We start from the raw sequence: 25,909 nt of genomic DNA, 5'->3' as shown, positions 1-25,909 counted from the left end.
GCTGCACCCCATGCCGCACTCCCCCCGCACCGCCCTGTCCCCGGCCGCCCGCATCGCCGCCGGACTGCCCCTCCTCGCCGCCTCGCTGCTGCTCACGGCGACCGCCGCGCACGCCGCACCGCTGCCTCCCGCGCGGTCCGCCGCCGACGCCGGCCCCTGCTTCGCCGTGGAGACCCCGCCGGGTCACGTCTGTGTCCCCGCGCCCAAGCAGTGCTTCGCCGCCCCGTGCCCCCAGTACGCGTTCGTACCGGCGACCGAGCCGTATCCGGTGCCGCCGATGCGCTAGCAGCTGTCCGCGCCGTCCGACGGCGAGTCGCCGCCGCAGCCCGACGCCATCACGTCGGCCGCCAGCTCGGGCAGCGGCCTGCCGCTCGCGAAGGCCCTGGCCCGCAGCCTGGCCAGGGCCTCCGCCGCGTCCACGTCCCACCGTTCCATCAGCACGCCCACGGCCCGGCGGGTGGTGCCCCAGTGGGCGTCCAGCATCTCCTCGGGCTGCCACCGGGGCAGCCGGTCCTCCGTGCTGTGCGTACGGCTTGCCTCCAGCAGCACCTCCAGCACCGCGGCGGACGCCCGCAGGGCCCGCCCGACGGCCCGCGCGGTCAGCCGCCGGGGCCGGAAGGAGAACAGGTCGACCGACCCCACGGCGGGCGACGACCCCAGCGGGAACCCGCTCAGGGACCCGATCTGCGGAAGCTCCTCCCGCAGCCGCCCGCCGAAGACGGGCCACCGCCCCGGCTCCTGCCGCACGTCCGGCCACAGCATCGGTACGCCCTCCGCGCACGCGGACACGCACGGCCCTTCCGCGCACTCGAACTGAAGCTCCTCCAGGCGCACCGCGACCGGCCCCGTCGCCGCCAGCAGTTGCCGCTCCGGTGTGTCCGTGGCCAGGGACAACGTCACCCCGTCCACCTCCAGCACCGCGCACAGCGCGGCGGCCAGCCGCTGCGGCAACAGGGTGAAGTCCCCCTCGGCCGCAGCCCGCACCCTGCGTGCCTCCCGCGATTCGGGCATGCCGCTCACCTCGACGCTCACCCCCGCACCTGACGCGCGGGGTCACCGCTTCGGGTACCCCTGATCAGGCCGGGCACCCGCGCCGCTCCCGGGCGGGGGCCGGACCGGCCCGCCTCCGAGTTCCCCCGTGGTGTCATGCGTCCGCCCCCGACGCGTAAGCGGAACGGGGGCGGACGGACGTACGGAACGGGCTCAGCCGTGGGGAAGGAGCACCGCGCGGCCGTTGACGCGGCCCGCGTGCAGGCGCTCGTACACCTCGGGCGCCCGGTCCAGCGGGTAGGTCTCCACGTGGACGTCGAGCACGCCCGCGCGCGCCAGGTCCAGGACCTCGATCAGCTCGGAGCGCGAACCCCAGTACGGGGCGCGGAAGGCCGCGTCGTACGGGACGGCCCCGAAGCCCACCGGGGCCGCGCCGCCGCCGATGCCGACGACGGTCACGTCGGCCTCCACTCCGGCGCAGGCCGACGCGGTGGCGACGGTGGGCGGGGCGCCGACGAAGTCGAACACGGCCTGCGCGCCCAGGCCGCCGGTGAGTTCGCGGACCCTGCCGGCAGCGTCGGCGTCGGAGAGCACCGTCTCGTGCGCGCCGACCTCACGGGCCAGGTCCAGCTTCTCCTCGGTGACGTCCAGGGCGATCACCCGGGCCGGGGTCAGGGCGCGCAGCAGTTGGATGGCGACGTGGCCGAGACCGCCGGTGCCGATGACGACGGCGGTGCTGCCGGGGGTCAGCTTCGGCAGCGAGGTCTTGATCGCGTGGTACGGGGTCAGGCCCGCGTCGGTGAGCGGCACGGCGGTGACCGGGTCGAGGTCGCCGAGCGGGACCAGGTGCCGGGGGTCGTCCACGACCATGTACTCGGCGAGCGCGCCCGGGGCGCCGAGTCCGGGCGGGCGGATGCCGAGTTCGGCGGCGCGCAGGCAGTAGTTCTCCTTGCCCTGCGCGCACATCAGGCAGCTTCCGCACCCCCACGGCCCGTACACCGCGACCGGGTCGCCGATCTCGAAGCCGGTGACGCCCTCGCCGAGCGCGGCGACCGTGCCCGCGCCCTCGTGGCCGAGGGTGAGCGGCAGCGGGAAGGGCAGGGACTCGGCGGGCCAGCTCATCACGGCGATGTCGGAGTGGCAGACGCCTGCGGCGGTCACCTTCAGCAGCACCTGCCCGGGGCCGGGCTCGGGCCGGTCGACGGTGACGACCTCGGGGGCCTCGCCGACGGTGCGGTACTGGACTGCCTTCATCTGGGGGGACATGGGGAGCTTCTTTCTCGCAGCCTGGGTGGGGGGACGGCCGTACGAAGGGTCAGCGGGCCGCGTAGCCGCCGTCGACCAGGTGGTAGCTGCCGTTGACGAACGAGGCGCGGTCGGAGAGCAGGAAGAGGGTGAGCTCGGCGACCTCCTCGGCGGTGCCGAGGCGGCCCTGCGGGTGCAGGGAGATCAGGTGGTCGCGCTGGGCGTCGTCGCCGCCCCGCAGGAGCGGGGTGTCGATGAAGCCGGGAGCGACGGCGTTGACGCGGACGCCCCGGGAGGCGTACTCGACGGCGGCGGTCTTGGTGAGGCCGACGACCGCGTGCTTGGCGGCGGAGTAGGCGGGGGAACCGGCGAAGCCGTTGGTGCCGAGGATGGAGGACATGTTGACCACCGCGCCGCCGCCGGAGGCGAGGATCAGGGGGAGTTCGTAGCGCAGGGAGTAGAAGACGCCGTTGAGGTTGGTGTCGATGACGCGCTGCCAGTCCTCGATGCCGTACTCGCCGGTGGGAGCGGTCGCTCCGGCGATCCCGGCGTTGTTGACGGCGAGGTGGAGGCCGCCGAACTTCTCGACGGTGGAGTCGACGGCGGCGCGCACCGACGCGGGGTCGGTGACGTCCACGCCGACGGCGGCGGCCCGGCCGCCGGCCGCGACGAGGGCGTCGGCGGTCTCCCGCGCGCCCTGTTCGTTGTGGTCGGCGACGACGACGGCCGCTCCGGCCTCGGCGAGGCGGCGGGCGACCTCGCGGCCGATGCCGGAGGCGGCGCCGGTGACGAGCGCGGTCCTGCCGTCGAATTCAAGCGTGCTGTTCATGGTGGTACCTGGTTTCACTTGCCGGGGGTGGTGCTGGGTGCGGGTTCGTCGGCCAGGGCCGCGAACGCCGTGTCGATCAGCTCGGGGAGGGGGGTGGTCGCGCCGGGGGCGGTCCAGAACCGCACGGCCGTGCCGAAGGCCCCGACGGCGAGCGCGACGGCGAGCGCGGGACGCAGGTCGCGCTCCGGGTCCTGCCCGAGGCGCTCGGCCACGATCCGTACGGACTCGCTCTGTGCCTCTTCCCGTACGTGTCCGTAGGCGGCCCGCAGCGCCGGCTCCTGGTGGAGCAGGTGCAGCAGCTCGGCGGCGCGGGACCGGCGGGGCCAGGCGGGCGGTTCGCCGTCGAGCCAGGCGTGCAGGGCGCGGTGGTAGGCGGTGAGGGGGGCCTCGTCGGCGGGGCGGGCGGCGAGGGCCGCGTTGATCCGGGCGAAGTCGGCGCGCAGGGCGTCGGCGACGGCGTCCTCCTTGCCGGAGAAGTACCGGGTGAAGGTGCGCCGGGAGACGTCGACGCGGTCGCTGATCGCTTCGACGGTGACGCCGTCGAGGCCCCTTTCGAGCACCAGGTCCACGGCGGCGGCCGCCATGGCCTCGCGGCTCTCCTGGACTTTGCGGACCCGGCGGCCCTCGGGGGTGCTCATGTCTTCGACTGTACTCCTCGAAATGTCCCACCGGGACAGTTGGCCCGGTGGGACAGGAGAGGTGTGTCACATTATGCGGTCATATCAGCCCGAGGACCTGAGGGAGAGCGCGACTCGCGGCTCACGGGGTGCGGCCCGCCCAGGCGACCAGCTTCTCGACGGCCGGGGCGTCGGCGGGGACCTCCACCACCGGGCCGAAAGGCACCGCGCCACCGCGGCGATCGGCGGGGATGGCACGCCGGGCGGTGGCGGTGCAGAGAGCCACGACCTCCGGGTCCCAGGCGGGGCGCAGGCCGGTCGCGGTGGCCAGGTCCCAAGTGTGGACGGTGAACTCCGTGGTGAAGGCCAGGGCCGCCGCCGCGCCGGGAAGGGTGCCGAACGGGAGGGTCAGCGGGCGGGCCAGCACCGCCGGGTCGGCCCAGGCGTCCCGGGCCTCGCGGACGGCCTCCTCCCAGGCCTTCGGGAGCGCGTCGTCGGTGACGTCCTCGGCGACGGTGGGCGCGCTCAGGGTGTCTCCGCCGTTGGCCGCGAGGGCGATGCGGCGGAGAACGGCGACGAGGTGGCGGGCGAGGCGGCCGACGGTGAAGTCGGGGCACGGGGTGGGGGATGCGAGCTGGTCGGGGCGGACGGCGACGAGGGTGTCGCCGGCGAGGGCGACGGCCGCCCAGAGGGCGGGGCGGGGGTCGGTGGTCGAGATGGCCTCGGGCTGATTCATGGCTTCATCCTGGGAGGTGAAGTGGCCATCTCCTGGCCGCTTTTCCGGAGGTGTCGCGGGGGAATTCGCGAGGGCCTCCAGGGGCCCGCCTCGCGCACCGGTGGCCTGTGCTCCGGGCGTCTCGGGCGTCTCGGGTTTCCCGGGTGCACCGGGCGTCCCGGGTGACCCCGTAGCCCCGCACCCCCACGCCCCCACGCCCCCACGCCCCCACGCCCCCACGTCAGAATGGCCCCCATGACTCGCCCCGCGCCCCGGTCCCGCCGATGAGAGCCGATCGGCTCGTTGCCGCGCTGCTCTTCCTCCAGACCCGCACCAGGGTCACCGTCGCCGAAGTCGCCGCCGAGTTGGAGGTGTCGGAGCGGACCGCCCGCCGGGACCTGGAGGCGCTGGCCTCCGCCGGGATTCCCGTGTACGCGCAGCGTGGGCGCGGCGGCGGGTGGTCGCTGGTCGGCGGGGCCAGGACCGACCTCACCGGGCTCACGTCGGAGGAGGTCCGGGCCTTGTTCCTGCTGGCCGGGCCCGCGGCGGCCTCGCCCGAACTCCGTACCGTGGTAAGGAAGTTGATACGGGCGCTCCCGGCGCCGCTGCGGTCCGCCGCCGAGGCCGCCGCCCAGGCGAACGTGCACGACGGCACCGACTGGGCCCATACCGCCGTCACCGCCGACCGGTCCCGGCTGGTCGTCCTCCAGAGGGCCGTGGTGGACGGCGTCCAGGTCCGGCTCGGGTACGCGGGCCCCGGAAAGCCGGAGTCGCTGCGCACCGTGCACCCGCTCGGCCTCGCCTCCAAGGCCGGCGCCGACTACCTGCTGGCCGACACGGAACGGGGCCTGCGGACCTTCCGGCTCAGCCGGGTGACCTCCGTGGAGCCGACCGGGGAGCCGGTGGTGCGGCCGACGGGGTTCGACCTCGCCACCGCATGGCGTTCGCTCACGGCACGGCTGGAGGAGCGGATGCACGCGGCGACTGTGCGCGCCCTGGCCGAACCCGCGTCGCGGGCGATCCTGGAGCGGGTCCTCGGCGGGCTGCTGCGCATCACCGGCACGCATGCCGACGGCCGGCTGGAGATCGAGGTCGACGGTCCCAGCGTGGAAGTCGTCGCTGAGCGCCTCGCCGGGCTCGGGCGGCGCGTCGAGGTCGTCGGCCCGCCCGAGGCCCGGACACGACTGGCCGCGCTGGCGGAGGAGCTGGCGGCCCTGTACTGACGCACCTGACACTTCGCCACCTGCGCGCAGCACCCGCACCGAGCAACGCCCCGACCGGGCCGGGCCTCCCGCGCGGGGCACTGGTTCCGCTCAGCCCGCGAGCCCCGCCAGGGCGTGGGCCCCGTGGTCACGGTGAGCACGGGGCCCGCCTGCTCCCCTCCCGGGACCTGCGGCGGGAGGCCGGGGCCTCACGCCGCGCTGCGGCGCACGCACTCCGACACCGTGCGGCGCAGGCTGCCCGTCTCCTTGAGGAGGGCCCGCTGCACCTCCGCGCCCGTTCCGCCCTTCAGGAGTTCGGCGGTGGCGCGGCGGACGTCGTCGGTGTCGCCGGCGTCCTCCAGGGCCGGGCCGACATGGGTGAGCAGGGCCTGGACCACGTCGGCCGCCGGTTCCGGGTGCAGGGTCTCGGGGTGCACCAGGCGGTCGGTGAGGCCCGAGCGGGCGGCGCGCCACTGGGCGAGGCGCAGCGGCCCGACGCCGTGCGGAACGGGCGGCTCACCGGCGCGGTGGGCGCGGGCGGCGGTCTCGACGAGGCCGCGGGCCAGGGTGGCGAGGAGGACGGTCGTGGAGGCCTCCAGGCAGACGTCCGCCACCCGGATCTCCACGGTGGGGTAGTTGTGGGAGAGCCGGGCGTCGAAGTAGACCATGCCCTTGTCCTTCAGGACGCCGGTCTCCAGGAGGTCGGCGACCTGCCGGTGGTAGTTCTCGGCGGAACCGAAGATCTCCACCGGGCCGGCGGACGGCCAGCGGCCCCAGACGCGGTTGCGGTAGCTGTTGTAGCCGGTGTCGGAGCCCTGCCAGAAGGGCGAGTTGGCGCTCATGGCGGTGAGGACGGGCAGCCAGGGCCGGATGCGGTCGAGGACCTGCACGCCCTCCTCGTCGGACTCCACGGAGACGTGGACGTGGCAGCCGCAGGTGAGCTGCTCCTGCACCGGCATGCCGAACTGCTTCTCGATCCAGCGGTGCCGGTCCCCGGTGTTGACGGTCGGACTGACGGTGAGCGGCGAGGTGGCCAGCGCCACGGCCGCCGCCCCCACCTCCTGCGCACGCCGTCCCGCCTCCGCGCGCCAGCGCCGGATCTCCGCGCCCAGGTCGCCCATCGAGAACTGCGGCCGGGTCGCGAACTCCAGCTGCTCTCCGTGGAGCTCCTTCTCGAAGACGTCCTCCGCGTCGGCGTCCTGCGCGGGCACCGCCAGCACGGCCGAGGACACCGCCCGCGACTCCCCGGACTCCGGGTCGACGAGGAGAAGCTCCTCCTCCACTCCCACACTGCGCACGATGCGGTCCTCCATCTCGCTGTACATCTCGCCGCACCGCACCGACCAGGGGCGGAGGCGTTCGAACCCTGCGGACCGGTCGTCCGCGGTACGGGCACGCAGACACCGGTTCCCGGACCTCCGCCCGGCATGCCTGCGGATTTCCGCACACCACACGGACGGGTGCGGCGGCCGGGTGTGGTTGGCTTCGCGCCATGGACGCGCAGAGCGCCGGCGGGGACCAGGACCGTACGCCGCCGCCACCGGACGGCAGCACGTCGCGGCGCGGAGACGCGACGGGGGGCGGCGGCACGCTGCGAGGCGGCGGCGCGCCGCCCGTGCCCGCTCTCGATCCCGAACTCGCCGCCGTACGAGCGGGCTCGGCGTCCGCCGAGCCGCTCACCGCGCACAACCTCGCGTCCCGGCAGGCGCGGGACGCCGCGTCCCGGCCCCGGCCGACGGCGGCGGATCTGCGTGCGGACGGCCGCTTCGAGGTGAGCGAGCTGCGGGTGCCGGGGCCGCCGGGCGGTCCGCGGGTCACGCTGGTGAGCGCGCGTCCGGCCGGGCTCGCCGGGCCCCGCCCCCTCCTCCTGTACCTGCACGGCGGCGCGCTGGTCATGGGCAACGCGTGGTCCGTCCTGCCGACGGTGCTGCGCGAGTGGGCCGAACCGCTCGGCCTGGCCGTCCTCTCGGTGGAGTACCGGCTCGCCCCCGGCACGCGGTACCCCGGGGCGCTGGAGGACTGCTGGGCCGCCCTGACCTGGGCGGTCGCCAACGCCGACGCGCTCGGCGTCGACCCGTCACGTCTCGTGCTGGGCGGCAAGAGCGCGGGCGGCGGGCTGGCGGCGGCCCTGGCCCTGCTGAACCGGGACCGGGGCGGGCCGTCCCCACTGGGCCAACTGCTCCTCTCCCCCATGCTGGACGACCGCAACGACACCTTCTCCGCGCATCAGCTCTCGGGCCACGACGTCTGGGACCGCGCCTCCAACTGCACCGCCTGGCAGGCGGCGTTGGGCGACCTGCACGGCTCGACGGAGCTGCCGCCGTACGCCGCCCCGGCCCGCGCGACGGACCTGTCCGGGCTGCCCCCGGCCTACGTCGAGGTCGGGTCGGCGGAACTCTTCCGGGACGAGGGCGTGGCGTACGCGAACGCGATCTGGCGGGCGGGCGGGGACGCCGAGCTCCATGTGTGGCCGGGGGCCTGCCACGGCTTCGACGGCCTGGCCCCGCGGGCGGCCCTCACCCGGGACGCTCGCGACACCCGCACCCGCTGGCTGCGCCGCCGTCTCGCGGGCCGGCCCGCGGGCCCGGACGCCCGGCCGGAGTGACGCCGGACCCGGGCGCGCCGACGGGGGGCGTACGGGGTCAGCCGAGCAGGGTCAGGAAGCGGGCCCGTGCCGTCGCGAGCACGCGGCGGCGCGGCTCGCCGTGCAGCCGCCCCGCCACCGCCCCGCCCCACCCGAGCATGACCGCCCCGGCCAGCGGAAACAGGGCCAAGTAAGTTGAATCCAGGGCGCCTTGACGTATCGCCAGGAGCAGCAGGGGCGCGGTCGAGGCCACCGCGCAGACCGCCCCCCGCCCGTACCACAGCACCGCCTGCACCGGCCCCGAATTGCCCAGCGGCGTCTCCCCGCCGAGCAGCACCTCCACCGGCACCGCTCCCCGGTACGCGCTGACCAGTGCCCCGCCCACCAGCGGCGGCACCGCCCCCAGCAGGGCGGCGTGGCCCGGCGTCCACAGCACCAGCGCGGCCCCGCCCGTCAGCACGCCCAGCAGCGCTCCCGGCAGCACCGCGTGCCACAGCGCCAGCGCGCGGAAGGAGTACGGCAGCCCCGCCGCCCGCCGGAAGTCGTCGCTCTCCAGGCGTGCGGGCTCCACGAACTGGGCCGCGGCCAGATATCCGGCGGCGAGCGCCAGCACGCCCAGCGCCACCTGCCGGCGCCCGCCCTGCGCGGCCTGCCCGCACAGCCACACCGCGGCCCCCGCCCACAGCGCGCCCCACACCAGCCGTCCCGGCTCGCGCAGCAGCCCCGTCGCGTCCCGCCACGGCACGAGCAGCCACCGGCGGCGCGGCATCGGCAGCCGCGCCCACGGCCGCGCCCGGCCGCGCCGGGGCCCGCGCACCGTGGACCGGGTCTGCCGCAGGTCCAGCGCGAAGAGCGAGGCGGTGACCTGCGAGGCGAGCGTCGCGCGGGCGCGCAGGGCCGCCGCCGGGATCAGCGGCGCCGCCCGCCACGCCACGGCTGTCGCGCCCGCCGCGCACACCGCCGCGAGCCCCGCCCCCACCGGCCAAGGGCCGCCGTGTCCCGCCGCCGCGACCAGTGGCTGCGCCGCCCACCCCCACGGCCCGGACCACAGCGGCAGGAACCCCGCGCCGCAGGCCACCGCCGCGCAGCCCGCCCCGAAGGTCCGGCCGCGGTACCCCCACCGTTCGACCAGCACCCCGGCCCCAACGCCCGTCAGCGCCGTGACCAGCCCGGCCCACGCGCCCGCCGCCGTCAGCGGTACGGGGCCGCCCGCCCCGGCGACGTGGACCACGTAACCCAGCACGGCGCCCACGGCCGTCCCGGCCGGCGCCGACCGGAGCACGGCCGCCCGCAGCCGGGGAAGCAGGAGCGGTCCGCGCGCGATCGGCAGCGGGAGGAGCCAGTGGACCGTGGGGAGGTCGACGCGCACGGGCCCCCGCCAGGCCGCGTTGCGCGCCATGAGCAGCAGGGTGAGGGCGAGCAGCGCCGGCACGATCGACGGCAGCGCGGCCGTGATCAGGCGGGCGGTCTCCCCGTGCCAGTCGCCCCGGCCGCCCGCGCGGGCGGCGGCCGCGAGGAGGGGGCCGGCCCAGAACACCGCGAACAGGGCGACGAGGTAGACCACGTACGCGCTCTTCCTGCGGCGCTCCTGCCGGGACGGCGCACGCGCCTCGCGCAGGAAGCCGAGGGCCCGTGCCGCGGGGGACGGCTCCCCGGGGGCCGGTGCCGCGGCGGGCATCAGCGGTCCGCTCCCACCGGTGTGCCGTCCTCCAGCGTCAGCACCCGGTCGGCCACCGCGTCGGCCAGTGCCTCGTGGTGCGTGGCGAGCAGGATCGCCGTGCCGCGCTCCTTGTGCGCGGCCAGGCGGCGGCCCAGTTCCTTGCGGGCGCGGCCGTCCAGGCGCTGTTCGGGTTCGTCGAGGATCAGCAGGTCGTGCGGCCGTACGAACGCCGAGGCGAGCAGCATCGCCTGGGTCTGTCCGGAGGAGAGGGCCGACGGCAGAACGCCGTCGTGCCCGGCGAGGCGGTGGTCGGCGAGGGCGCGGTCGACGGCGGCCTCGGCGCCCGTGCCGAGGCCGTGTGCCAGCGCGACCAGCATGAGGTGCTCGCGCACGGTCAGGTCGGGGTAGTGCGCGCCGGGGTCCATCACGGTGGCGACCCGGGCCCGGGTGGCGGGGGTGTCCTCGCCGACGGGGCCGCCGGCGAGGGAGATCCGCCCCTCGGTCGGTTCCTCGCGGCCCGCGGCGAGGCGCAGCAGTGTCGACTTCCCGGCCCCGTTGCCGCCCACCAGGGCCACGCACTCGGCGGGGGCGAGAGCGAGGGTGACCCCTCGGACGACCCACCTCTCGCCGTAGCGGCGGCCGACGTCGATCAGTTGCAGGAGCGGGGGCGTGTGGGTCACGTGGAGTGCTTCCGTTCGTACGGGCAGAAACGCTTGCCACGCACAAGTATCCGGACCGCACCAGCGCGCCCGGCCGAGGGGGGCCGCAGCCCTCCGGCCGAACGCGGCCTGCTCGCCCGCTTCCCGGCGCCGCTGACGGGCCGCCCGAAGAGGTGGTCGCTCGACCGCCCCAACTCCCCGTAGTGGACGACGCGTTGTGCGAACGAGCAGCTCGGGGCCGTCCTGCGCGCCCTGGCCGCGTACGCCGGCGGCGCGCTCCTCCCCGCGGCGGCGGGGCGCGGCTGTCCCGGGACCAAGTGCTCTTCCCTTGGTGACCAAGGGCCCGCATGACTGCGGCGGCGGGCGCGCAGGATGGGCAGGTTAGTCCGCGTTCCGTCACTCGGGTCAGGTACCGCATGCCCTCCTCCACTCCTCCGTTGCAGAGCGCCGTCGCCCGTGAACGCTGGCGTGCCCGGGCACAGGCATGGCTGCCCTGGGTGGTCTGGGCGGTCGCCGTGATCGCCGAGGTCCTGACAGGCAGTGACACCCAGCTCGGGCCGGTCCTGGCCGCGGTGCCGCCGCTGGTGGCGGTCGCGCACGGCTGGCGGGCCGTGCTGGTGTCGGGGCTGGCCGCGGCGCTGACCCAGCAGGCGTTCCTCTACGTGGTGGAGGCGGTGGAGACGGGGACCTGGACCACCGCGATGACCGCCATGTCGGGGGTGACGCTGGCCAGCGCCCTGTCGGCGGCCGCCCGGGTGCGCCGGGAGCGGCAGGTGCAGGAGCTGCACGACGTCGTCGGCGGGATGCAGCGCGCGCTGTTGCATCCGCTGCCGCCGGAGCTGGGCGGCTACCGGATCGCCGGATTCTACCAGGCCGCGCACTCCGACGCCCGGGTCGGCGGCGACTTCTACGAGGCGCTGGAGACCCCGTACGGGCTGCGCGTGGTGCTCGGGGACGTCTCCGGCAAGGGGCTTCCGGCGGTCGACGCGACGGTGACGCTGCTCGGGGCGTTCCGCGAGGCGGCGTACGAGGAGGCGGATCTCGGCCGGGTGGCACTGGTGATGGACCGGGCGCTGCGGCGCAGGCAGCGCATCTCGGAGGACCACCGGTTCGCGACGGCGCTGATCGTCGAGGCGGGAGCGGACGGGCGGCTGCGCATGGTCAACTGCGGGCACGTCCGCCCCCACCTCGTCGACGCGCGCGGGGCCCGCGAGGTCGCGCTGCCCACGTACGGACTGCTGGGCCTGTTCCACCTCGTGCCGAAGGGGCTGCCGGAGTCGGTCGCGCACACGCTCGCGCCCGGCGAGTCGCTCCTCGTGGTCACCGACGGCGTGACCGAGGCCCGGGGCGAGCGGCGTGACTTCTTCGACCTGGCGGCCTTCCTCACCGGCCCCGCCCCGAGGCAGAGCCCGGTCGCACTGAAGGAGGCGCTGCTCGACGCCCTCGCCCGGCACACCCGCGGCCACCTCTCCGACGACGCGGCGGCGCTGGTGCTGACGCCCGGGGAGGGCGGGGTGACGCGCGCCGGAGGTACGGACGCGCGCCAGGAGGGGTGACGACGGTCAGGCGTCCTCGTGCATCACCCTGACGGTGTCCAGTCCCGAATCCGTGGCGTCCGGCACGTTCATGCCCGCCTCGACGCCCGTGCGCAGGTACGTCAGGACCGGCTCGGTGAGGCGTTCGCCGGGCAGGACGACGGGGATGCCGGGCGGGTACGGGGTCATCATCTCGGCGGCGATCCGGCCCCGCGCTTCGGCGAGCGGCACGTCGTCGGTGCGGGCGAAGAAGGCGTCGCGGGGCAGCACCGCCTGCTCCATCCGCAGGTCGGCGGGCGCGGGCACCTGGACCCGTTTGCCGCCGGCCGGCTCCTCGCGGTGGTCGGCGAGCGAGCGCAGGGCGTCCAGGAGGCGGGCGACGGTGGTGGCGTCGTCGGCGTGCGTGATCTGGGCGCTGATCCTGCGGTGGTCGAAGAGGTGCAGGTCGATGTGGTGGTGCTCGCGCAGCCAGTCGGCGGCGCGGTAGCCGGAGATCCCGAGTCCGCTCAGGTCGATGACCACGGGCAGCGGGTCGAAGCCGGCGGCCGCGCCGGGGCCGCAGAAGTCGGCGGAGTCGTTGACGTGCATGCCGTCGATGGCCTCGATGGACTCCCGTGCGGTCGCCGCGACTTCGAGGGCGTGGTCCATCAGCCGTTCGCCGTGCAGGGCCATCTGACGCCGCCAGCCGTCGATGCCCGCGTAGAGGAGGACGGAAGGGCTGGTCGTGCCGAGGAGGTCGGCGCGCAGGGCGAGCGCGTCCGGGTCGACGAGGTCGCCCTGGAGGTGGAAGACCGAGCCCTGTTCCAGGCCGCTGCCCATCTTGTGGATGCTGGTGACGCAGATGTCGGCGCCCGCGTCCATCGCCCAGGACGGCAGCCCGGGGTGGAAGGGCAGGTGCGCGCCCCACGCCTCGTCGACGATCAGCGGCCGGGAGCGGCGGTGGCACACCTCCGCGAGCGCGCTCAGGTCGGCGGCGGCACCGTAGGGGGTGGGGCTCGTGACGAGGGCGCCCCGGGCGTCGGGGTGTGCGGCGAAGGCCTTGTCGTACGCCTCGGGCGACGGCGGGTGCGCGAGGTGGCGGACGGGGTCCCACTGCGGGTCGATCCACACGGGCTCGATGCCGCAGAGGATGAGGCCGGCCACCACGGACTTGTGGGCGTCCCGGCTGACCAGCAGCTTCTCGTGCGGGGCGGCGACGGTCAGCATGGCCGCCTTGACGGACAAGGAACTGCCGCAGGTGGAGAAGAAGGTGTGGTCGGCGTGGACGGCGTCGGCCATCAGCTCCTCGGCGCGCTCCAGGATCCGGTTGCGGGTCCGCCGGTCGTCCAGGCCGCCGCTGGCCAGGACGTCGCCGCAGAAGACGGCGTCGCCCAGGACCTTGCGCACCTCCGGGTCGGCCCCGCGGGCCTGCTTGTGGCCGGGAGGGGTGAACCCCAGTTCGTCGCGCTCGTGGTAGGCGGCGAGGGCTTCCAGGACGGGGGCCTCGCTGTGGTCGAGGGGCACGGTGCTCACTTCCCTTTCCGGGGTGGTACGGACGTTGCTCGAGGTCTGGTGCGGGTGTTCCTTCCGGGGGCCGTACGGACCGGACCCGGGTCGTCTACCCCTCAGCCCGCCGCTTCCTCGCCCGCGCCCGCCGCCGCCCGGGTGTCGCGGTCCAGCCCGGCGAGGTGGTCGCCGAAGCCGCCCCTGGCCCGGGGCCGGGTGCGGCCCGAGGTGGTCACGGGGCAGTCGGCGGTGCGCAGGAGGCGTGCGCCGGTGCGCTCCAGGGCGTCGACCAGGCCGTGGTCCTCGCTGAGCGCCAGGGGCGGGAAGCCTCCGGCGGCGGCGTAGGCGCGGGCGTCGACGCCGAGGTTCGCGCCGTGCACGTGCGGGTGCTGCCAGGGCTGCCCGGCGGGCGGGCGGGACACCTCGTACAGACGGCGGTGGCGGGCGGCCAGCCGGGGCCGGTGCGCGGGCCACCGGTCGACGGTGACCGTGCCGACGACGGCGTCCCAGCCCTCGGCGGCGCGGGCCAGTTGGAAGGCGAGCCAGTCGGGCGGGACGGTGCTGTCGGCGTCGGTACACGCGAGCCAGACGGAACGGGGCCCGCACGGGACGCCGCCCTCCGGGGTGCCGCCGCCCAGCGCCCTCAGGGCCGCGCTCACCCCCGCCGCCCGCGCCCGCCCCACGTTGCGGAAGCCCACCGGGACGACCAGTGCTCCCGCCGCCCGGGCGCGGGCGGGGGTGTCGTCGGTGCAGCGGTCGGCGACGACCACGGTGAGCACCCGCACCCCGTCCAGCGCCGGGTGCTCGGAGGCCACCCGCACGGCGTCCAACGCGGCCGGAAGCAGGGCCTGTTCGTCGCAGGCGGGAATCACGACGGCGACGGCCCGCCGAGGGGCGGCCCGAGGGGCCGTGCCGGGGGCCGGGCGAACGGCCGCTTCAAGGGTCGTGCGAGCGGCCGTGCCGGGGACCTCACGAGCGGTCATACGAGACCTTCGCGTGCGGCGGGCGAGGGCGCGGGGGAGCCGTCCGGCCCGGTCCTGGCGTACACCTGGAGGACGAAGTCGGCCTCCCGGTGGTCGGCCACGGGCGTCAGCCCCGGCACGGAGGCGACCGTCCCGGCGAGCGTGCTGCCGGTGCCCCGGTGGTCGGGGACGGGGTGGTTCCAGTGCACGGTGACGAGGGTGCCGCCGGGTTCCAGGGCGGCGGCGGTGCGGGTCAGGACCTCGTGGAGGCCCGGTGCGTCGAAGTAGTAGAGCAGCTCGGACAGGACGACCAGGTCGAAGGAACCGTCCGGCCACTCCTCGGGGAGGGTGAGGCGGCGCACGTCGACGTGCGGGAGGTGCGCGGTGCGTTCGCGGGCGGTGGCGACGGCGGACTCCACCCGGTCGCAGGCCACCAGCTCCTCGCAGCGCTCGGCCAGCCGGACGGTCAACTCGCCCACCGAGCAGGCGGGTTCGAAGGCGCGACGGTAGCGGGGCAGCGGGAGGCTCGCGACCGTGAGGTCGTACTTGCGCCGCTCGTAGAAGCGCTCGGCGAGGTGCCAGGGGTCGGGGGTGTCGCGGTACATCTCGTCGAAGTACGAGGCGGGGGTGGGCCCTTGGGCCCGGTCGCCGGTCGCGCGGCTCACCGGAAGACCACCTCCGTCTCCCGCAGGTGGTGGGCGAGTTCCTCCGGCGGGAGGATCGCCGCGTCGCCGGGGCCGGGGCCCAGCGGCTCGGTCTGGCTGACGAAGCGCGCGGCCGCCGCGCGCTTGCGGGTCCGGACGTCCGGCGGGAGCGCGATGCGCGCGGCCCGCTCCCACGGGACGCGCGAGTCGCCCGGAGTCGCCCAGTGCCACATCCACACCGGGTAGAGCCAGCAGGGGACGCCGGTCGCCGCCGCCGCGCGCAGGGCGGCCCGGCCGGCCGCCTCGTGGTCGCCGTGCACGTCCCCGGTCCAGGGGGCGACGAGCAGGTCCGCGCCCTCGGCGAGCTCCGCGAGGCGGGCGGCGACCCGGTCCTCGTGGGCGCCGACCCGGGTGTCGGGCACGTGCAGGGGGACGACGGCCGCCTGGGCCGCGCCCAGTTCGGCGAGGGCGTCGCGGGTCTCGGCGGCCCGGACGCGTACGAGGTCGTCGGCGGTCAGCACCGTGCTGTCGGGGTGGGAGCCCTCGCCGTCGGTGACCATCGCCACGGTGATCCGGGTGCCGGCGGCGGCGAGCAGCGCGATCGTGCCGCCGAAGCCGAGCACCTCGTCGTCGGGATGGGCGGCGACGACGACCACTCGGGTGAACGGGCCGACCGGGATTTCGGGCAGGTCCGCCCAGCCCGGCCAGGCCCGCCAGACGGCCTCGGGGGTGCCGGGCGCCTGGATGGGGTCGGACGCGGTGCCGCGGGTCCGGGCGGAGGCGGCGGGAGCGGTGGGGGCCTGGGCGGGGGCCGCCGCCACGGGGCGCACGGGTGCGGTGTCGGTCATCGGGTGTCCTCCGGTCGGGCGAGGAGAGCGCCGAGTGCGGCGAGGTCGCGTTCCGCGTGGTGCTGGCGGAGGTACACGGCCAGGTCGGCGGCGGTACGGGCGTGCCGGGCGTCGTGGCACAGCGGTCCGGCGCCGGTGGCCCGGCCGACGTGGTCGAGGACGGCGGCGCAGGCCGATGCCACGAAGGCGCGCACGCGCATGGCCCGCAGCCGGGCGGCGTCCGGGTCGAGGGGGTCCGCGTCGATCTCGGCGGCGGCCCGCTCCAGGAGGGCCCCGGCGGCCTGGAGCCGGCTGTCGACCGCGCCGAGGTGGGCGTCGGTGTGGGGCTCGGCACGACGTTCCGCCGCTTCCCTGAGCACCCTCGACGCGGCCACCGCTCCCCCGTACCAGCAGGCGGCGACGCCGATGCCGCCGTGCCAGAAGCCGGGCCGGCGCAGATACGCCTCGGGGCCGCCGACCGCACGGGCGGGCACGTCGGTGAAGCGGACGTCGGGGGTGTCGCTGCCCGCCATGCCCACGGCCTGCCAGGTGCCGCCGACGGGGCGGCAGTCGTCGCCGTCGACGCGTACGGCGAAGAGCCTGCGCTCGTCACCGGCGCGGGCGGTGACCAGGGCGTGGGTGCAGGAGTGGGCTCCGGAGCAGTACTGCTTCAGCCCGCTGATCACCCAGCCGGAGCCGTCGTCGGCCCGCCCTCCGGCGCCCCCGGGGCCGTCGCCCGCGTCCTTGCGCAGGGCGGTCAGCCCCTCGCCCGGCGGTTCGGCCGCCCAGACGCCCCACCGCTCGCCGGGCCCCGGCGGCGGCGCGCCCAGCTCGGCGAGGATGGCGGCCGCGTCGACGTGCCCCTCCACCAGACGGGCCGTGCACAGGTCGGCCCCGGCGACGGCCCGCAGGGCGGCGAACCGGTCACGGGTGCGCCCGGAGCCGGGCAGGGGGAACTCCAGCTCACCGGCGTCGACGCGCGCCAGGACCGAGCGGAAGCCCTCGGCGGCCCGCCGCCGCGCCGCGAGCGGTCCTGCGTCGGCGTCCAGGGCCTCGGGGGCCGTGGAAGGGGGCAGGTCATCACGCATGGAACAAACTCCCGGGGGCCGATACGGGGGGAAGGAGGCGGAACTCCCGGGGGCGGAGCCGCCTCGGGGCACGCCCCCTCAGGACGAGACCGCCGCATGGCGGAGCCGTCCCGGGGCGAGCCCCTTCCCACACTCTGAGGTGCCGCCGCACGGCCCGCATGCCGCGGATCTTGACGGGGGCGAATTCTCCACTGCCCCTCATCGCCGGGAGGAAACATGGGCCGCACACACATCGCCCGAGGCGGCCGGGGTACAGCGGGGCAGGCGGTTCCGCTCGGCGCCGAGCGAGGTTTGACGGCGGACAAGAGCGGCTACACGCACCCAATGGTGCAAATTGGCTACACGATGATGACCGAGCAGGCAGGCCCGCGCGCCCTCGTCGATGACGTGGTGGCCGCCGAGCGGGCCGGGTTCGACTTCTCCGTCACGTCCGACCACTACTTCCCGTGGCTGGACTCCCAGGGCCACGCCCCCTACGCGTGGAGCGTGCTGGGCGCGGCGGCGCAGGCCACCGAGCGGATTCCGCTGATGACCTACGTGACCTGCCCGACGGTCCGCTACCACCCGGCGGTGATCGCGCAGAAGGCGGCGACCCTCCAGCAGCTCTCCGAGGGGCGGTTCCGGCTGGGCCTCGGCTCGGGCGAGAACCTCAACGAGCACGTGGTGGGCGCGGGCTGGCCGTCGGCCGGGGTGCGGCTGGAGATGCTCGAAGAGGCGGTGGAGATCATCCGCGCGCTCTTCGCGGGCGGCAACGTCAACCACCGCGGCGAGCACTTCGACGTCGCGAACGCGCAGCTCTGGGACCTGCCGGACGAGCTGCCGCCGATCGGCGTGGCGGTCTCCGGCGAGCGGTCCTGTTCGCTCGCCGGGCGGCTGGCCGACCTGGTCATCGCGACCGAGCCGAAGGCCGAGCTGATCGAGTCCTTCGAGCGGCACGGCGGTACGGGCAAGCCGCGGGTGGGGCAGCTGCCCGTCTGTTTCGACCCCGACCGGGACGCGGCGATCAGCCGGGCGCACGACCAGTTCCGCTGGTTCGCGGGCGGCTGGTCGGTGAACGCGGAGCTGCCCGGACCTGCGAGCTTCGCCGGGGCGACGCAGTTCGTCACCGAGCAGGACGTGGCCGAGGCGATCCCCTGCGGCTCGAAGGTGGAGGACTTCGTCGAGGCGGTACGGCCGTACGCCGAGGCGGGGTTCACCGAGATCGCCCTCGTCCAGGTGGGCGGCGAGCACCAGAAGCCCTTCATCTCCTGGGCGGAGAAGGAGCTGCTGCCCGCCCTGCGCGAACTCTGAAGAGCACCCCACGCATGTGCACGAGCGAAAACACGAGCGGAAAGAAGGACTTCCCCATGAACGACTCCTCGCAGGCCGGCTCCCCCGACCTGGTGCAGGTGGTGCTGAGCGACTGCGCCGCCGACGACGCGAAGGCCGTCCTGTCCGCACTGGGCTCGGCGTTCTCCTCCGGCCGCCCCTCCGACACCTCCGGCGGGAGCCCGGACTCCGGTTCCGACACCTGGACGGAGTCCTTCGTGGCCGCCGACGCCCCGGGCTCCCTGTCCGGTACGGAGCTGAAGGGCGGCGTCACCGCCGAACTCCAGGGCGCCCCGGTGGCCGTGGACCGGCTGCGCAAGGCGCTCGCTTCGGCGTTCGCCGTCGAGGAGCGGGGTTCGGCCTCCGGCGACCAGGAGATCGAGGTCCAGCTCCGGCTGTCGGCGTCCGACGCCTGACGCACCGGGCCCCGCACCCCGCACGCGGACCTCCGTACGGACAGGAAACGCAGACCCTCCGCACAGACAGGACGTCGCACCATGCCCCGAGGATCGAACGCCAAGCGCGAGCGGCAGTACGAACACATCAAGGACAGCGCCCGGCAGCGCGGTGAGAGCAAGAAGCGCGCCGAGGAGATCGCGGCGCGCACGGTGAACAAGGAGCGGGCCAGGAGCGGGGAGGCCAAGGAGGCGAGCAGGACCTCCACCCAGGACGTCTCGTCCTCCCGCCGGGGCGGCCTGAACTCGCACAAGGGCTCACAGGGCCCCACCCGGGACCAGCTCTACGAGGAGGCCAGGTCCCGCAACGTCAAGGGCCGTTCCTCGATGACCAAGGACGAGCTCGCCAAGACCCTGGGCCGCTGAAACCGCACCGGAAGGAACGAATTCGATGACCCGCGCGGCGCTCTTCGACGTCGACGGCACCCTCGCCGACACCAACCACCTGCACGTGGTCACCTGGTGGGAGGCCTTCCGCCAGGCCGGCCACCAGGTGCGGACGCACGACATCCACCGGGCCATCGGCCTGGGCTCGGAGGACCTCATCGCCCACCTGCTGGGCGACGACCGCGACACGGACGAGGACGACGCCCTGAGCGCCGCGCACTCCACGCTGTACGGCACGTACTTCGACCGGCTGGCCGCCCTGCCGAAGGCGGGCGACCTGCTGCGCTCCCTGCACTCCCGGGGCTGGCGCATCGTCCTGGCCACCTCGGCGGGCGGGGCCGAACTGGAGGCGCTGCGCCGGGCGATCGACGCGGACGACGTGATCGCGGGGGTCGCGAGCGCGGACGACGTGGAGCAGGGCAAGCCCGCTCCCGACCCGGTGCACCAGGCTCTGGAGATCGCCGGATGCGAGCCGCAGGACGCGGTGTTCGTCGGCGACACGGTGTGGGACATGCAGGCGGGCGCCAAGGCGGGGGTGCGCACGGTCGCCGTGCTGGCGGGCGGCATCCCGCGCGCGGACCTGGTGGAGGCCGGGGCGGCGGAGGTCTACGCGGACCCGGCGGAGCTGCTGGCCGGGCTGGACGGAAGCGTGGTGGGGAGGATGGAACGCGGGGAGTGACCCGGCGGCACCACCCTTCCAGCGCCCAGCGCCCCGCCCTCAGCCCTCAGCCCTCAGCCCTCAGCCCTCAGCGGCTGAACGCGCCCGCCTCCGCCGCGAGTACGGCCGTCCGCGCCGCCCGGTCGGGCAGTCCGGGGTCCGGGGCGGAACGCAGCAGCACCAGGTGGTGGTAGAGCGGGGCGGTGGCGGCGACGAGCAGGGCGCGGGCATCGGTTTCCGCCGGAAGTTCGCCCCGTACGACCGCCCTCTCCACGACCGTCTCGCACTGCGCGTACCGCTCCTCCCAGAAGCCGCGCAGGGCGTCGGCGGCCGGGGCGGAGCGGAAGGAGACCGCGATCAGGGCGGCGGCGATGGAGGGCTGCTCGGTGAGGGAGGCGTGCACCTCGTGGTTGAGGGCGGCCAGGTCGCCGAGCAGGGTGCCGGTGTCGGCGGGCCGCCAGTCGTCCTCCGCGCCGAGGGTCAGGAGGTCCGCGAGGAGACCGCCGACGTCCTGCCAGCGGCGGTAGACGGTGGTGCGGTGGACACCGGCGCGGTCGGCCACCGCGTCGACGGTGAGTCCGTCGTAGCCGTGCTCGACCAACTGGGCGCGGACGGCGTCGAGCACGAGCGCCCGCGTGCGGGCGGTGCGCCCCCCGGGCCGGCGCGCGGGGGCCGCCCGCTCCGGTTCCCGCGGAGGGGCGGTGACGGACGGGGCACCTGTTGCCGTCCTCGGAGTCCTCATGTCATGATTCTAACGCAACTGTTGTCGCACTAATGGGGCCCTCCATGCTCAAGCGAAGCGTTCTCCCGACCTCGCGGTCCGTACGTCCCGTACCGACCGCTCCGTCCCCGAATGCTTCGGAGCCCCCGCATGCCCACCCAGATCGCCGCTCTCTCCGTCACTAAGTCCTTCAACGGCCGCACCGTCCTCGACGCGGTCACCTGCTCCCTCTCCCCCGGCGAGCGCACCGGAATCGTCGGTGAGAACGGTTCCGGCAAGACCACCCTGCTGCGCCTGTTCGCGGGTGCCGCACAGCCCGACGAGGGCGAGATCGTCGTCCACGCGGACGGCGGCGTCGGCTTCCTCGCCCAGGACGAGGAGCTGCCTCCCCTGGCCACCGTGCAGGACATCGTCGACCGCGCGTTGGGCGAACTCCGCACGATGGAAGCCGAGTTGCGTCGTCTGGAGGCCGCGATGGCCAACGGCGGCGACGGCGACGACCCCGCCGGGTCCGTGCTGTCCGCGTACGGGGCCCTGCTGACCGCCTTCGAACTGCGTGGCGGGTACGAGGCGGACGCCCGCCTCGAACGCGCGCTGCACGGGCTGGGCCTCGGCCTGCTCGCCCGCGACCGCACGGCCGGCACCCTCTCCGGCGGTGAACAGGTCCGCCTGCGCCTGGCCGCGCTGCTCGCGGCCTCCCCGGAGGTCCTCCTGCTCGACGAGCCCACCAACCACCTCGACGCGGACGCCCTGCACTGGCTGGAGAACCACCTGCGCGACCGGCGCGGCACGACGGTCGCCGTCTCGCACGACCGCGTCTTCCTGGAGCGCGTCTCCACCACGCTCCTGGAGGTCGACGCCGACCGCCGCACGGTCGTCCGCTACGGCAACGGCTACGCCGGTTACCTGACCGAGAAGGCGGCGGCCCGGCAGCGCTGGGTCCGGTCCCACGCCCAGTGGGTGAGCGATGTCGAGGACGCCCGTACGTCACTGGCGACGACCGCGCACCAGGTGGTGCCGGGCCGCGCCATGAAGGACCGCAACAAGATGGCGTACGGCATGGCCGGCAACCGGGTGCAGGCGTCGGAGGCCGGCCGGGTGCGCCGGGCGGAGGAGCGCCTGCGCCGCCTGCTCGCCCGTCCGGTGCCCGCCCCACCGGAGCCGCTGCGCTTCGCCCCGGTGCTGCGTACGGGGCAGCAGCACGGCACGGTCGTCGAGGCGTCCGGCATCCGGGTCGACGGCCGCCTCGCCCCCACGGACCTGAAGCTGGCCTCCGGTGAACGGCTGCTGGTGACGGGTCCCAACGGAGCGGGCAAGACGACGCTCCTGCGCGTCCTCGCCGGTGAACTCGCCCCCGCCGGCGGCGACATGACCCGGCGCGGTCGCATCGGCTACCTGCCGCAGGAACCCCGCTTCAGGGTGCCCCACCTGCCCCTGCTCACCGCCTTCGGCGACGGCCGCCCCGGCGGACCGGAGGAGCACGCCCAACGGCTGCTGGCGCTGGGCCTCTTCGGCGAGGAGATGTTCGACGTGCCGGTGGGCCGGCTGTCGACGGGCCAGCAGCAACGCCTGGCCCTGGCCCGCCTGGTCACCGCCCCGCTGGACGTGCTCCTCCTGGACGAGCCGACCAACCACCTCTCGCCGGTGCTGGTGGAGGAACTGGAGGCGGCGCTCGGCGCCTTCCCGGGGGCGCTGGTGGTCGTCAGCCACGACCGGCTGCTCCGCCGCCGCTGGAAGGGCGGCCGGCTCGCGCTGGAGCCCGCGTCACGGGGTGCGGCCGCCCGCGTCTGAACCCGTGTCCGCCTCGGGCAGCAGGTGCGCGAGGAGCAGCTTGACCAGCAGGAGGGGGGCGAACCACGCCACCGCGTCCGGCACGTCCGCCGGGCCCGTGACGAGGACCAGCACGAGCGCGGTGAGCGCGAAGGCGACCGGCCGGCGCAGCGGTGCGGGGGCGGCGGTCACCAGGACGGCGGCGGCCGCCACCGAGACGTACACGAGGAGGGCCGTCGTCCAGCCGTACCCGGGGACCGCCCAGGCCAGCAGGAAGGGCTGCCCGTGCGCCGCGACGAACAGCAGGTGGTGGCGGACCGTACGCCCCGGACGGTGATACCAGCGCTTGGCCGAGCGGGTGGAGTTGACCACCGCTCCGCCGAAGAGGTCGAAGGCGACGAGGGCGAGGACCACGCAGGCAGGCCAGGGGAGCGGGGCCCGCAGCGCGAGGACCGACGCGAGTGCCGCGCCGACCGCTGCGGCCCCGAGGCTGATCGTGATCTCGCCACGCGTCGCACCGGGCGCGACGAGCCGGTCGGTGAGCCGCGTCCAGGCGGTGCCACGGGAAGCGGAGGGCCCGACTGCGGGCGGTCCGGAGGCGCCAGTGCGCCGGTCGGAGGTCCCGGCGGCAGAAGGTTCGGGGATGCCCGGGGGCCGGTCGGGGGCCCCGGCGGCAGAAGGTTCGGGGATGCCCGGGGGCCGGTCGGAGGCCCCGACGGCAGAAGGTTCGGGGATGCCCGGGGGCCGGTCGGAGGCCCCGGCGGCAGAAGGTTCGGGGATGCCCGGGGGCCGGTCGGGGGCGGTCATGCGCGCAGACCTTCCACGCACACCTCGACGATCGGCCCGGCCAGCTCCGCGAGCGGCGTCCGGGGGTCCGCCAGCCACTGCACCAGGCAGCCTTCGACGGCCCCCACGACGACCGCCGCGTGCGCCGCGCCGACGCCCGGCCGCAGCGTGCCCTCGGCACGCGCATCCGCCAGCAGCCGGGCGACCGCCTCGCGGTGGGCCCGGTGGACGGCCGCCAGGTCCAGCGGGGCCCGGCAGGCCCACACGTCCGCCAGGACACGGGCGTGCTCGGGGTGCGCGGCCAGGAACGCGACCGTGCCGCGCACAAGTGCCGCCAGGCGGTCCAGGGCGGGGCCCCGCACCGCCGAGGCGGCGGCGAGCGCCTGCTCCGACCGCGCGGCGTAGCGCTGGAACACGGCTTCCAGAAGGGCGTCCCTGCTGTCGAAGGACAGGTAGACGCTCCCCTTGGCGATTCCGGCCTCGGCCGCCACGTCGTCGATGCGTGAGGCGGCGAAGCCCTTGCGCGCGAACACCCGCAGCGCCGCGTCGAGCAACTCCTCGCGGCGGGCGGACCGGTCCACCTTCTTCGGCATACCGTAAAGATGACTGACCGGTCAGTCACCGTCAAGGCCCGCGCAGCACCAACTGCCGGGCCGCTCACCGGCGTACGACGCCGGGACACCACGGAAATTCACTGGCGGCCGGCACCGACGGCGCAGAGGCTCAGGGCATGCAACCCTTCCTGGAGACCGACCGGCTCGTTCTGCGGGCCTTCACCGAGACCGACGCCGACCACCTGTGCGCGCTCGACGGCGACCCCGACGTCATGCGCTTCATCACCGGCGGGAAGCCGACCAGCCCGGAGACGATCCGCACGCGCACGCTGCCGCGCCTGCTGCACACCTACCCGCACTTCGGCACCCGCGGCTACTGGGCCGCGGAGGAGAAGGCCACGGGCACCTTCCTGGGCTGGTTCGAGTTCTGCCCCCTGGAGGACAGCCGCCCCTTCGTGGTCGAGCTGGGCTACCGGCTGAACCGGGCCGCCTGGGGCCGGGGTTACGCCACCGAGGGCTCGCGGGCCCTGGTCGACAAGGGCTTCGCGGAGCTCGGGGTCGAGCGGGTGACCGCGAACACGATGGCGGTCAACGCGCGGTCCCGGAGCGTGATGGAGAAGGCGGGCCTGACCTTCCTGCGGCACTTCACGGGCGACTGGCCGGAGGCGATCGAGGGCTCCGAACACGGCGAGGTGGAGTACGACCTCACGCGGGCCGTGTGGGAGAAGCGGAACTGAGCCCCGAGTCGCCCCGCGTCATCCGCGGGACCGCCCACGGCACTGAGTACCTGCCCGTACCCATCAGGCGTGGTACTCAGTGCTGAGGCCGGCTCCGTCCGTGCCCCTCACTCCTCCGTCAGCGCCGCCTCGACCTGCTGGACCACCCGCCACAACGGGGCGCCCCTGCGGGCCACCATCACGATGACCTCGTCCCCTTCCGGCTCCCGCACCGCCTCCCCCACCGGCTCACGGCCGCCCGCCCACACCTGGCGCACCGTGGCCAGCGCGTGCTCGACGGCCGCGTCCGCGTCGCCCTCGCCGCCCGTGCGCAGCCAGGTCCGCAGGGCGTTGTTGTGGGCGGCGACCACCGCGGCGGCCACCACTTCGGCGCGCAGCGCGCCGTCCGCGGCGCCCTCCCACCGGGTGCGGAGATAGGCGGCGAGGGTGCGTTCGTAACGGCGCACGACGGAGAGTTCGTACGTGCGCAGACCGGGCACCTCGCGCGTCAGCCGGTAGCGCTGCACGGAGAATTCGGGCTTCGCCGCGTACATGCACATGACCAGGTGGGCCGCGTCGCACACCGCGCCGACGGGTTCGGCCGCGCCCGCCGCCTCCAGAAAGGCCGTCATGTCGGCGAGGCAGCGGTCGTGGTCGGGGAAGACCGCGTCCTCCTTGGACGGGAAGTACCGGAAGAAGGAACGGCGGCCCACCCCGGCCCGCGCCACGATGTCGTCCACCGTGGTCCGCTCGAAACCGCGCTCCAGGAACAGCGCGAACGCGGATTCCGCCAGGACCTCCCGCATGGGCGTCTTCGTCACGTCCCCCGCTGAGGCCGCACTTTCGGGGGCCTCTCCCGTCGGCTTGCGCCGCCTCCGCACCTCGGTCATGCGGGGAACGTAACACCGGAACCCACAAATGTGGCACCCAATGCATTTACAGAGGGTACTCAGTACCCTATGTTCGAGGTATTCATCGTGCGCGTTCCGCATCCGCTTCGTGCGCGCAGCCCGTGTGTGCCCCGTCTGTAAGGAGACTCGGCGTGAGCTTGAGGATCGTTGTCTGTGTGAAGTACGTGCCCGATGCCACTGGCGACCGGCACTTCGCCGATGACCTGACGGTCGACCGGGACGATGTGGACGGTCTGCTGTCGGAGCTGGACGAGTACGCGGTCGAGCAGGCGCTGCAGATCGCGGAGGCGGCCGACGATGCGGAGGTCACCGTGCTGACGGTGGGTCCGGAGGATGCGAAGGACGCGTTGCGCAAGGCGCTGTCGATGGGTGCGGACAAGGCCGTGCACGTGGAGGACGACGGCCTGCACGGTTCGGACGTGATGGCGACGTCGTTGGTGTTGGCCAGGGCGGTGGAGAAGACCGGCTACGACCTGGTCCTCGCGGGCATGGCGTCCACGGATGCCGCGATGGGTGTGCTCCCGGCGGTCCTGGCGGAGCGGCTGGGTGTCCCGCAGGTGACGCTGTTGTCGGAGGTGTCGGTGGAGGGCGGTGTGGTCAG

The 25,909-nt window shown here is 75.2% G+C and carries 28 protein-coding genes; 11 read left to right on the top strand and 17 right to left on the bottom strand.

Features of this window, described 5'->3' with window-relative positions; all coding sequences use genetic code 11:
* Nucleotides 1–10 precede the first annotated feature (10 nt).
* On the top strand, nt 11–286 hold the full coding sequence (locus ACZ56L_RS22130) for a hypothetical protein (protein ID WP_345219464.1): 276 nt from the start codon (nt 11–13) through the stop codon (nt 284–286).
* On the opposite strand, the gene ACZ56L_RS22125 is transcribed toward ACZ56L_RS22130, so the two are convergent.
* The 5 genes from ACZ56L_RS22125 to ACZ56L_RS22105 all read right to left on the bottom strand — a co-directional run bounded on the left by ACZ56L_RS22125 (nt 283) and on the right by ACZ56L_RS22105 (nt 4,417).
* Nucleotides 283–1,011 (bottom strand): GAF domain-containing protein, encoded by a 729-nt coding sequence (locus ACZ56L_RS22125; protein ID WP_468692425.1) that lies wholly within the window; start codon nt 1,009–1,011, stop codon nt 283–285. The genes ACZ56L_RS22130 and ACZ56L_RS22125 overlap by 4 nt on opposite strands.
* Nucleotides 1,012–1,203: 192 nt before the next feature.
* On the bottom strand, nt 1,204–2,244 hold the full coding sequence (locus ACZ56L_RS22120) for an NAD(P)-dependent alcohol dehydrogenase (RefSeq protein ID WP_471066268.1): 1,041 nt from the start codon (nt 2,242–2,244) through the stop codon (nt 1,204–1,206).
* 61 nt (nt 2,245–2,305) lie between these two features.
* Nucleotides 2,306–3,064, bottom strand: coding sequence for an SDR family NAD(P)-dependent oxidoreductase (locus ACZ56L_RS22115; protein ID WP_468692423.1), 759 nt, complete (start codon nt 3,062–3,064; stop codon nt 2,306–2,308).
* 14 nt (nt 3,065–3,078) lie between these two features.
* Nucleotides 3,079–3,702 carry an acyl-CoA-like ligand-binding transcription factor gene (locus tag ACZ56L_RS22110; RefSeq protein ID WP_471065767.1) on the bottom strand — a complete coding sequence of 208 codons (624 nt, stop codon included), beginning with the start codon at nt 3,700–3,702 and terminating at the stop codon, nt 3,079–3,081.
* Nucleotides 3,703–3,823: 121 nt separating this feature from the next.
* On the bottom strand, nt 3,824–4,417 hold the full coding sequence (locus ACZ56L_RS22105; RefSeq protein ID WP_401759829.1) for a TIGR03086 family metal-binding protein: 594 nt from the start codon (nt 4,415–4,417) through the stop codon (nt 3,824–3,826).
* 263 nt (nt 4,418–4,680) lie between these two features.
* Here ACZ56L_RS22105 and ACZ56L_RS22100 point away from each other — a divergent pair, with 263 nt between their 5' ends.
* Nucleotides 4,681–5,619, top strand: coding sequence for a helix-turn-helix transcriptional regulator (locus ACZ56L_RS22100; RefSeq protein ID WP_471065765.1), 939 nt, complete (start codon nt 4,681–4,683; stop codon nt 5,617–5,619).
* 188 nt (nt 5,620–5,807) lie between these two features.
* Here the strand turns inward: ACZ56L_RS22100 and ACZ56L_RS22095 are convergent, their stop codons facing one another.
* Nucleotides 5,808–6,923 carry a glutamate--cysteine ligase 2 gene (locus ACZ56L_RS22095; protein ID WP_468692410.1) on the bottom strand — a complete coding sequence of 372 codons (1,116 nt, stop codon included), beginning with the start codon at nt 6,921–6,923 and terminating at the stop codon, nt 5,808–5,810.
* A 167-nt stretch (nt 6,924–7,090) separates the two neighbouring features.
* Here ACZ56L_RS22095 and ACZ56L_RS22090 point away from each other — a divergent pair, with 167 nt between their 5' ends.
* Nucleotides 7,091–8,203, top strand: a complete 1,113-nt coding sequence (locus tag ACZ56L_RS22090; RefSeq protein ID WP_471065762.1) for an alpha/beta hydrolase fold domain-containing protein — start codon at nt 7,091–7,093, stop codon at nt 8,201–8,203.
* A gap of 37 nt (nt 8,204–8,240) precedes the next feature.
* Here the strand turns inward: ACZ56L_RS22090 and ACZ56L_RS22085 are convergent, their stop codons facing one another.
* Nucleotides 8,241–9,860: a DUF6297 family protein gene (locus ACZ56L_RS22085; protein WP_471065760.1), complete on the bottom strand. Its 1,620-nt coding sequence runs from the start codon at nt 9,858–9,860 to the stop codon at nt 8,241–8,243.
* Nucleotides 9,860–10,522 carry an ABC transporter ATP-binding protein gene (locus tag ACZ56L_RS22080; RefSeq protein WP_471065758.1) on the bottom strand — a complete coding sequence of 221 codons (663 nt, stop codon included), beginning with the start codon at nt 10,520–10,522 and terminating at the stop codon, nt 9,860–9,862. Before ACZ56L_RS22080 ends, ACZ56L_RS22085 begins: the two co-directional genes overlap by 1 nt.
* A 395-nt stretch (nt 10,523–10,917) precedes the next feature.
* On the opposite strand from ACZ56L_RS22080, the gene ACZ56L_RS22075 reads away from it, so the two are divergent.
* Nucleotides 10,918–12,057 (top strand): PP2C family protein-serine/threonine phosphatase, encoded by a 1,140-nt coding sequence (locus ACZ56L_RS22075; protein ID WP_471065756.1) that lies wholly within the window; start codon nt 10,918–10,920, stop codon nt 12,055–12,057.
* A gap of 6 nt (nt 12,058–12,063) precedes the next feature.
* Here the strand turns inward: ACZ56L_RS22075 and ACZ56L_RS22070 are convergent, their stop codons facing one another.
* The 5 genes from ACZ56L_RS22070 to ACZ56L_RS22050 form a co-directional block, all read right to left on the bottom strand.
* The gene (locus tag ACZ56L_RS22070) at nt 12,064–13,539 is read right to left on the bottom strand and encodes an aminotransferase class I/II-fold pyridoxal phosphate-dependent enzyme (RefSeq protein WP_471066266.1); all 1,476 of its coding nucleotides are present in this window, start codon (nt 13,537–13,539) and stop codon (nt 12,064–12,066) included.
* Between the two features lie 101 nt (nt 13,540–13,640).
* Nucleotides 13,641–14,393, bottom strand: a complete 753-nt coding sequence (locus ACZ56L_RS22065; protein ID WP_471065754.1) for a glycosyltransferase family 2 protein — start codon at nt 14,391–14,393, stop codon at nt 13,641–13,643.
* A gap of 107 nt (nt 14,394–14,500) precedes the next feature.
* Nucleotides 14,501–15,088, bottom strand: a complete 588-nt coding sequence (locus tag ACZ56L_RS22060) for a class I SAM-dependent methyltransferase (RefSeq protein WP_468692492.1) — start codon at nt 15,086–15,088, stop codon at nt 14,501–14,503.
* Between the two features lie 56 nt (nt 15,089–15,144).
* Nucleotides 15,145–15,975, bottom strand: a complete 831-nt coding sequence (locus ACZ56L_RS22055) for a PIG-L deacetylase family protein (protein WP_471065752.1) — start codon at nt 15,973–15,975, stop codon at nt 15,145–15,147.
* Nucleotides 15,972–17,042 carry an acyl-CoA dehydrogenase gene (locus ACZ56L_RS22050; protein ID WP_471065750.1) on the bottom strand — a complete coding sequence of 357 codons (1,071 nt, stop codon included), beginning with the start codon at nt 17,040–17,042 and terminating at the stop codon, nt 15,972–15,974. The genes ACZ56L_RS22055 and ACZ56L_RS22050 overlap by 4 nt, the downstream gene beginning before the upstream one ends.
* Before the next feature lie 324 nt (nt 17,043–17,366).
* Between ACZ56L_RS22050 and ACZ56L_RS22045 the strand changes: the two genes are divergently transcribed.
* From ACZ56L_RS22045 to ACZ56L_RS22030, 4 genes are all read left to right on the top strand, one after another.
* Nucleotides 17,367–18,332, top strand: coding sequence for an LLM class F420-dependent oxidoreductase (locus tag ACZ56L_RS22045; RefSeq protein WP_345219450.1), 966 nt, complete (start codon nt 17,367–17,369; stop codon nt 18,330–18,332).
* A 14-nt stretch (nt 18,333–18,346) separates the two neighbouring features.
* Nucleotides 18,347–18,766 (top strand): hypothetical protein, encoded by a 420-nt coding sequence (locus ACZ56L_RS22040; RefSeq protein WP_471065748.1) that lies wholly within the window; start codon nt 18,347–18,349, stop codon nt 18,764–18,766.
* An 81-nt stretch (nt 18,767–18,847) separates the two neighbouring features.
* Nucleotides 18,848–19,171 (top strand): plasmid stabilization protein, encoded by a 324-nt coding sequence (locus ACZ56L_RS22035; protein WP_471065746.1) that lies wholly within the window; start codon nt 18,848–18,850, stop codon nt 19,169–19,171.
* A gap of 25 nt (nt 19,172–19,196) precedes the next feature.
* Nucleotides 19,197–19,871 carry an HAD family hydrolase gene (locus ACZ56L_RS22030; protein ID WP_345219447.1) on the top strand — a complete coding sequence of 225 codons (675 nt, stop codon included), beginning with the start codon at nt 19,197–19,199 and terminating at the stop codon, nt 19,869–19,871.
* Between the two features lie 67 nt (nt 19,872–19,938).
* Here the strand turns inward: ACZ56L_RS22030 and ACZ56L_RS22025 are convergent, their stop codons facing one another.
* Complete coding sequence (locus ACZ56L_RS22025) at nt 19,939–20,592, bottom strand: TetR/AcrR family transcriptional regulator (RefSeq protein ID WP_468692390.1); 654 nt, start codon at nt 20,590–20,592, stop codon at nt 19,939–19,941.
* Nucleotides 20,593–20,721: 129 nt separating this feature from the next.
* Here ACZ56L_RS22025 and ACZ56L_RS22020 point away from each other — a divergent pair, with 129 nt between their 5' ends.
* Complete coding sequence (locus ACZ56L_RS22020) at nt 20,722–22,362, top strand: ABC-F family ATP-binding cassette domain-containing protein (RefSeq protein ID WP_471065744.1); 1,641 nt, start codon at nt 20,722–20,724, stop codon at nt 22,360–22,362.
* Here ACZ56L_RS22020 and ACZ56L_RS22015 read toward each other — a convergent pair.
* Nucleotides 22,336–23,148, bottom strand: coding sequence for a hypothetical protein (locus ACZ56L_RS22015; protein WP_471065742.1), 813 nt, complete (start codon nt 23,146–23,148; stop codon nt 22,336–22,338). The two genes, ACZ56L_RS22020 and ACZ56L_RS22015, sit on opposite strands and share 27 nt — an antisense overlap.
* Nucleotides 23,145–23,720 carry a TetR/AcrR family transcriptional regulator gene (locus ACZ56L_RS22010; RefSeq protein WP_471065740.1) on the bottom strand — a complete coding sequence of 192 codons (576 nt, stop codon included), beginning with the start codon at nt 23,718–23,720 and terminating at the stop codon, nt 23,145–23,147. Before ACZ56L_RS22010 ends, ACZ56L_RS22015 begins: the two co-directional genes overlap by 4 nt.
* Nucleotides 23,721–23,857: 137 nt before the next feature.
* Between ACZ56L_RS22010 and ACZ56L_RS22005 the strand changes: the two genes are divergently transcribed.
* On the top strand, nt 23,858–24,418 hold the full coding sequence (locus tag ACZ56L_RS22005; RefSeq protein ID WP_471065738.1) for a GNAT family N-acetyltransferase: 561 nt from the start codon (nt 23,858–23,860) through the stop codon (nt 24,416–24,418).
* A 107-nt stretch (nt 24,419–24,525) separates the two neighbouring features.
* Here the strand turns inward: ACZ56L_RS22005 and ACZ56L_RS22000 are convergent, their stop codons facing one another.
* Nucleotides 24,526–25,203 carry a TetR family transcriptional regulator gene (locus ACZ56L_RS22000; RefSeq protein WP_471066264.1) on the bottom strand — a complete coding sequence of 226 codons (678 nt, stop codon included), beginning with the start codon at nt 25,201–25,203 and terminating at the stop codon, nt 24,526–24,528.
* Nucleotides 25,204–25,439: 236 nt separating this feature from the next.
* Between ACZ56L_RS22000 and ACZ56L_RS21995 the strand changes: the two genes are divergently transcribed.
* Nucleotides 25,440–25,909: electron transfer flavoprotein subunit beta/FixA family protein (locus ACZ56L_RS21995; RefSeq protein ID WP_471065736.1), on the top strand; the 470-nt coding region annotated here is incomplete at its 3' end.

The organism is Streptomyces sp. NPDC039736 (genome assembly GCF_055596485.1).
This window is presented reverse-complemented; position numbering and strand designations above follow the sequence as displayed.

Coding starts and splice junctions, on each gene's coding strand:
- ACZ56L_RS22130 (WP_345219464.1), top strand. CDS start 11: ATGCCGCACTCCCCCCGCACCGCCCTGTCCCCGGCCGCCCGCATCGCC.
- ACZ56L_RS22125 (WP_468692425.1), bottom strand. CDS start 1,011: ATGCCCGAATCGCGGGAGGCACGCAGGGTGCGGGCTGCGGCCGAGGGG.
- ACZ56L_RS22120 (WP_471066268.1), bottom strand. CDS start 2,244: ATGAAGGCAGTCCAGTACCGCACCGTCGGCGAGGCCCCCGAGGTCGTC.
- ACZ56L_RS22115 (WP_468692423.1), bottom strand. CDS start 3,064: ATGAACAGCACGCTTGAATTCGACGGCAGGACCGCGCTCGTCACCGGC.
- ACZ56L_RS22110 (WP_471065767.1), bottom strand. CDS start 3,702: ATGAGCACCCCCGAGGGCCGCCGGGTCCGCAAAGTCCAGGAGAGCCGC.
- ACZ56L_RS22105 (WP_401759829.1), bottom strand. CDS start 4,417: ATGAATCAGCCCGAGGCCATCTCGACCACCGACCCCCGCCCCGCCCTC.
- ACZ56L_RS22100 (WP_471065765.1), top strand. CDS start 4,681: ATGAGAGCCGATCGGCTCGTTGCCGCGCTGCTCTTCCTCCAGACCCGC.
- ACZ56L_RS22095 (WP_468692410.1), bottom strand. CDS start 6,923: ATGTACAGCGAGATGGAGGACCGCATCGTGCGCAGTGTGGGAGTGGAG.
- ACZ56L_RS22090 (WP_471065762.1), top strand. CDS start 7,091: ATGGACGCGCAGAGCGCCGGCGGGGACCAGGACCGTACGCCGCCGCCA.
- ACZ56L_RS22085 (WP_471065760.1), bottom strand. CDS start 9,860: ATGCCCGCCGCGGCACCGGCCCCCGGGGAGCCGTCCCCCGCGGCACGG.
- ACZ56L_RS22075 (WP_471065756.1), top strand. CDS start 10,918: ATGCCCTCCTCCACTCCTCCGTTGCAGAGCGCCGTCGCCCGTGAACGC.
- ACZ56L_RS22060 (WP_468692492.1), bottom strand. CDS start 15,088: ATGTACCGCGACACCCCCGACCCCTGGCACCTCGCCGAGCGCTTCTAC.
- ACZ56L_RS22055 (WP_471065752.1), bottom strand. CDS start 15,975: ATGACCGACACCGCACCCGTGCGCCCCGTGGCGGCGGCCCCCGCCCAG.
- ACZ56L_RS22050 (WP_471065750.1), bottom strand. CDS start 17,042: ATGCGTGATGACCTGCCCCCTTCCACGGCCCCCGAGGCCCTGGACGCC.
- ACZ56L_RS22045 (WP_345219450.1), top strand. CDS start 17,367: ATGGTGCAAATTGGCTACACGATGATGACCGAGCAGGCAGGCCCGCGC.
- ACZ56L_RS22040 (WP_471065748.1), top strand. CDS start 18,347: ATGTGCACGAGCGAAAACACGAGCGGAAAGAAGGACTTCCCCATGAAC.
- ACZ56L_RS22035 (WP_471065746.1), top strand. CDS start 18,848: ATGCCCCGAGGATCGAACGCCAAGCGCGAGCGGCAGTACGAACACATC.
- ACZ56L_RS22030 (WP_345219447.1), top strand. CDS start 19,197: ATGACCCGCGCGGCGCTCTTCGACGTCGACGGCACCCTCGCCGACACC.
- ACZ56L_RS22025 (WP_468692390.1), bottom strand. CDS start 20,592: ATGAGGACTCCGAGGACGGCAACAGGTGCCCCGTCCGTCACCGCCCCT.
- ACZ56L_RS22020 (WP_471065744.1), top strand. CDS start 20,722: ATGCCCACCCAGATCGCCGCTCTCTCCGTCACTAAGTCCTTCAACGGC.
- ACZ56L_RS22015 (WP_471065742.1), bottom strand. CDS start 23,148: ATGACCGCCCCCGACCGGCCCCCGGGCATCCCCGAACCTTCTGCCGCC.
- ACZ56L_RS22010 (WP_471065740.1), bottom strand. CDS start 23,720: ATGCCGAAGAAGGTGGACCGGTCCGCCCGCCGCGAGGAGTTGCTCGAC.
- ACZ56L_RS22005 (WP_471065738.1), top strand. CDS start 23,858: ATGCAACCCTTCCTGGAGACCGACCGGCTCGTTCTGCGGGCCTTCACC.
- ACZ56L_RS22000 (WP_471066264.1), bottom strand. CDS start 25,203: ATGCGGGAGGTCCTGGCGGAATCCGCGTTCGCGCTGTTCCTGGAGCGC.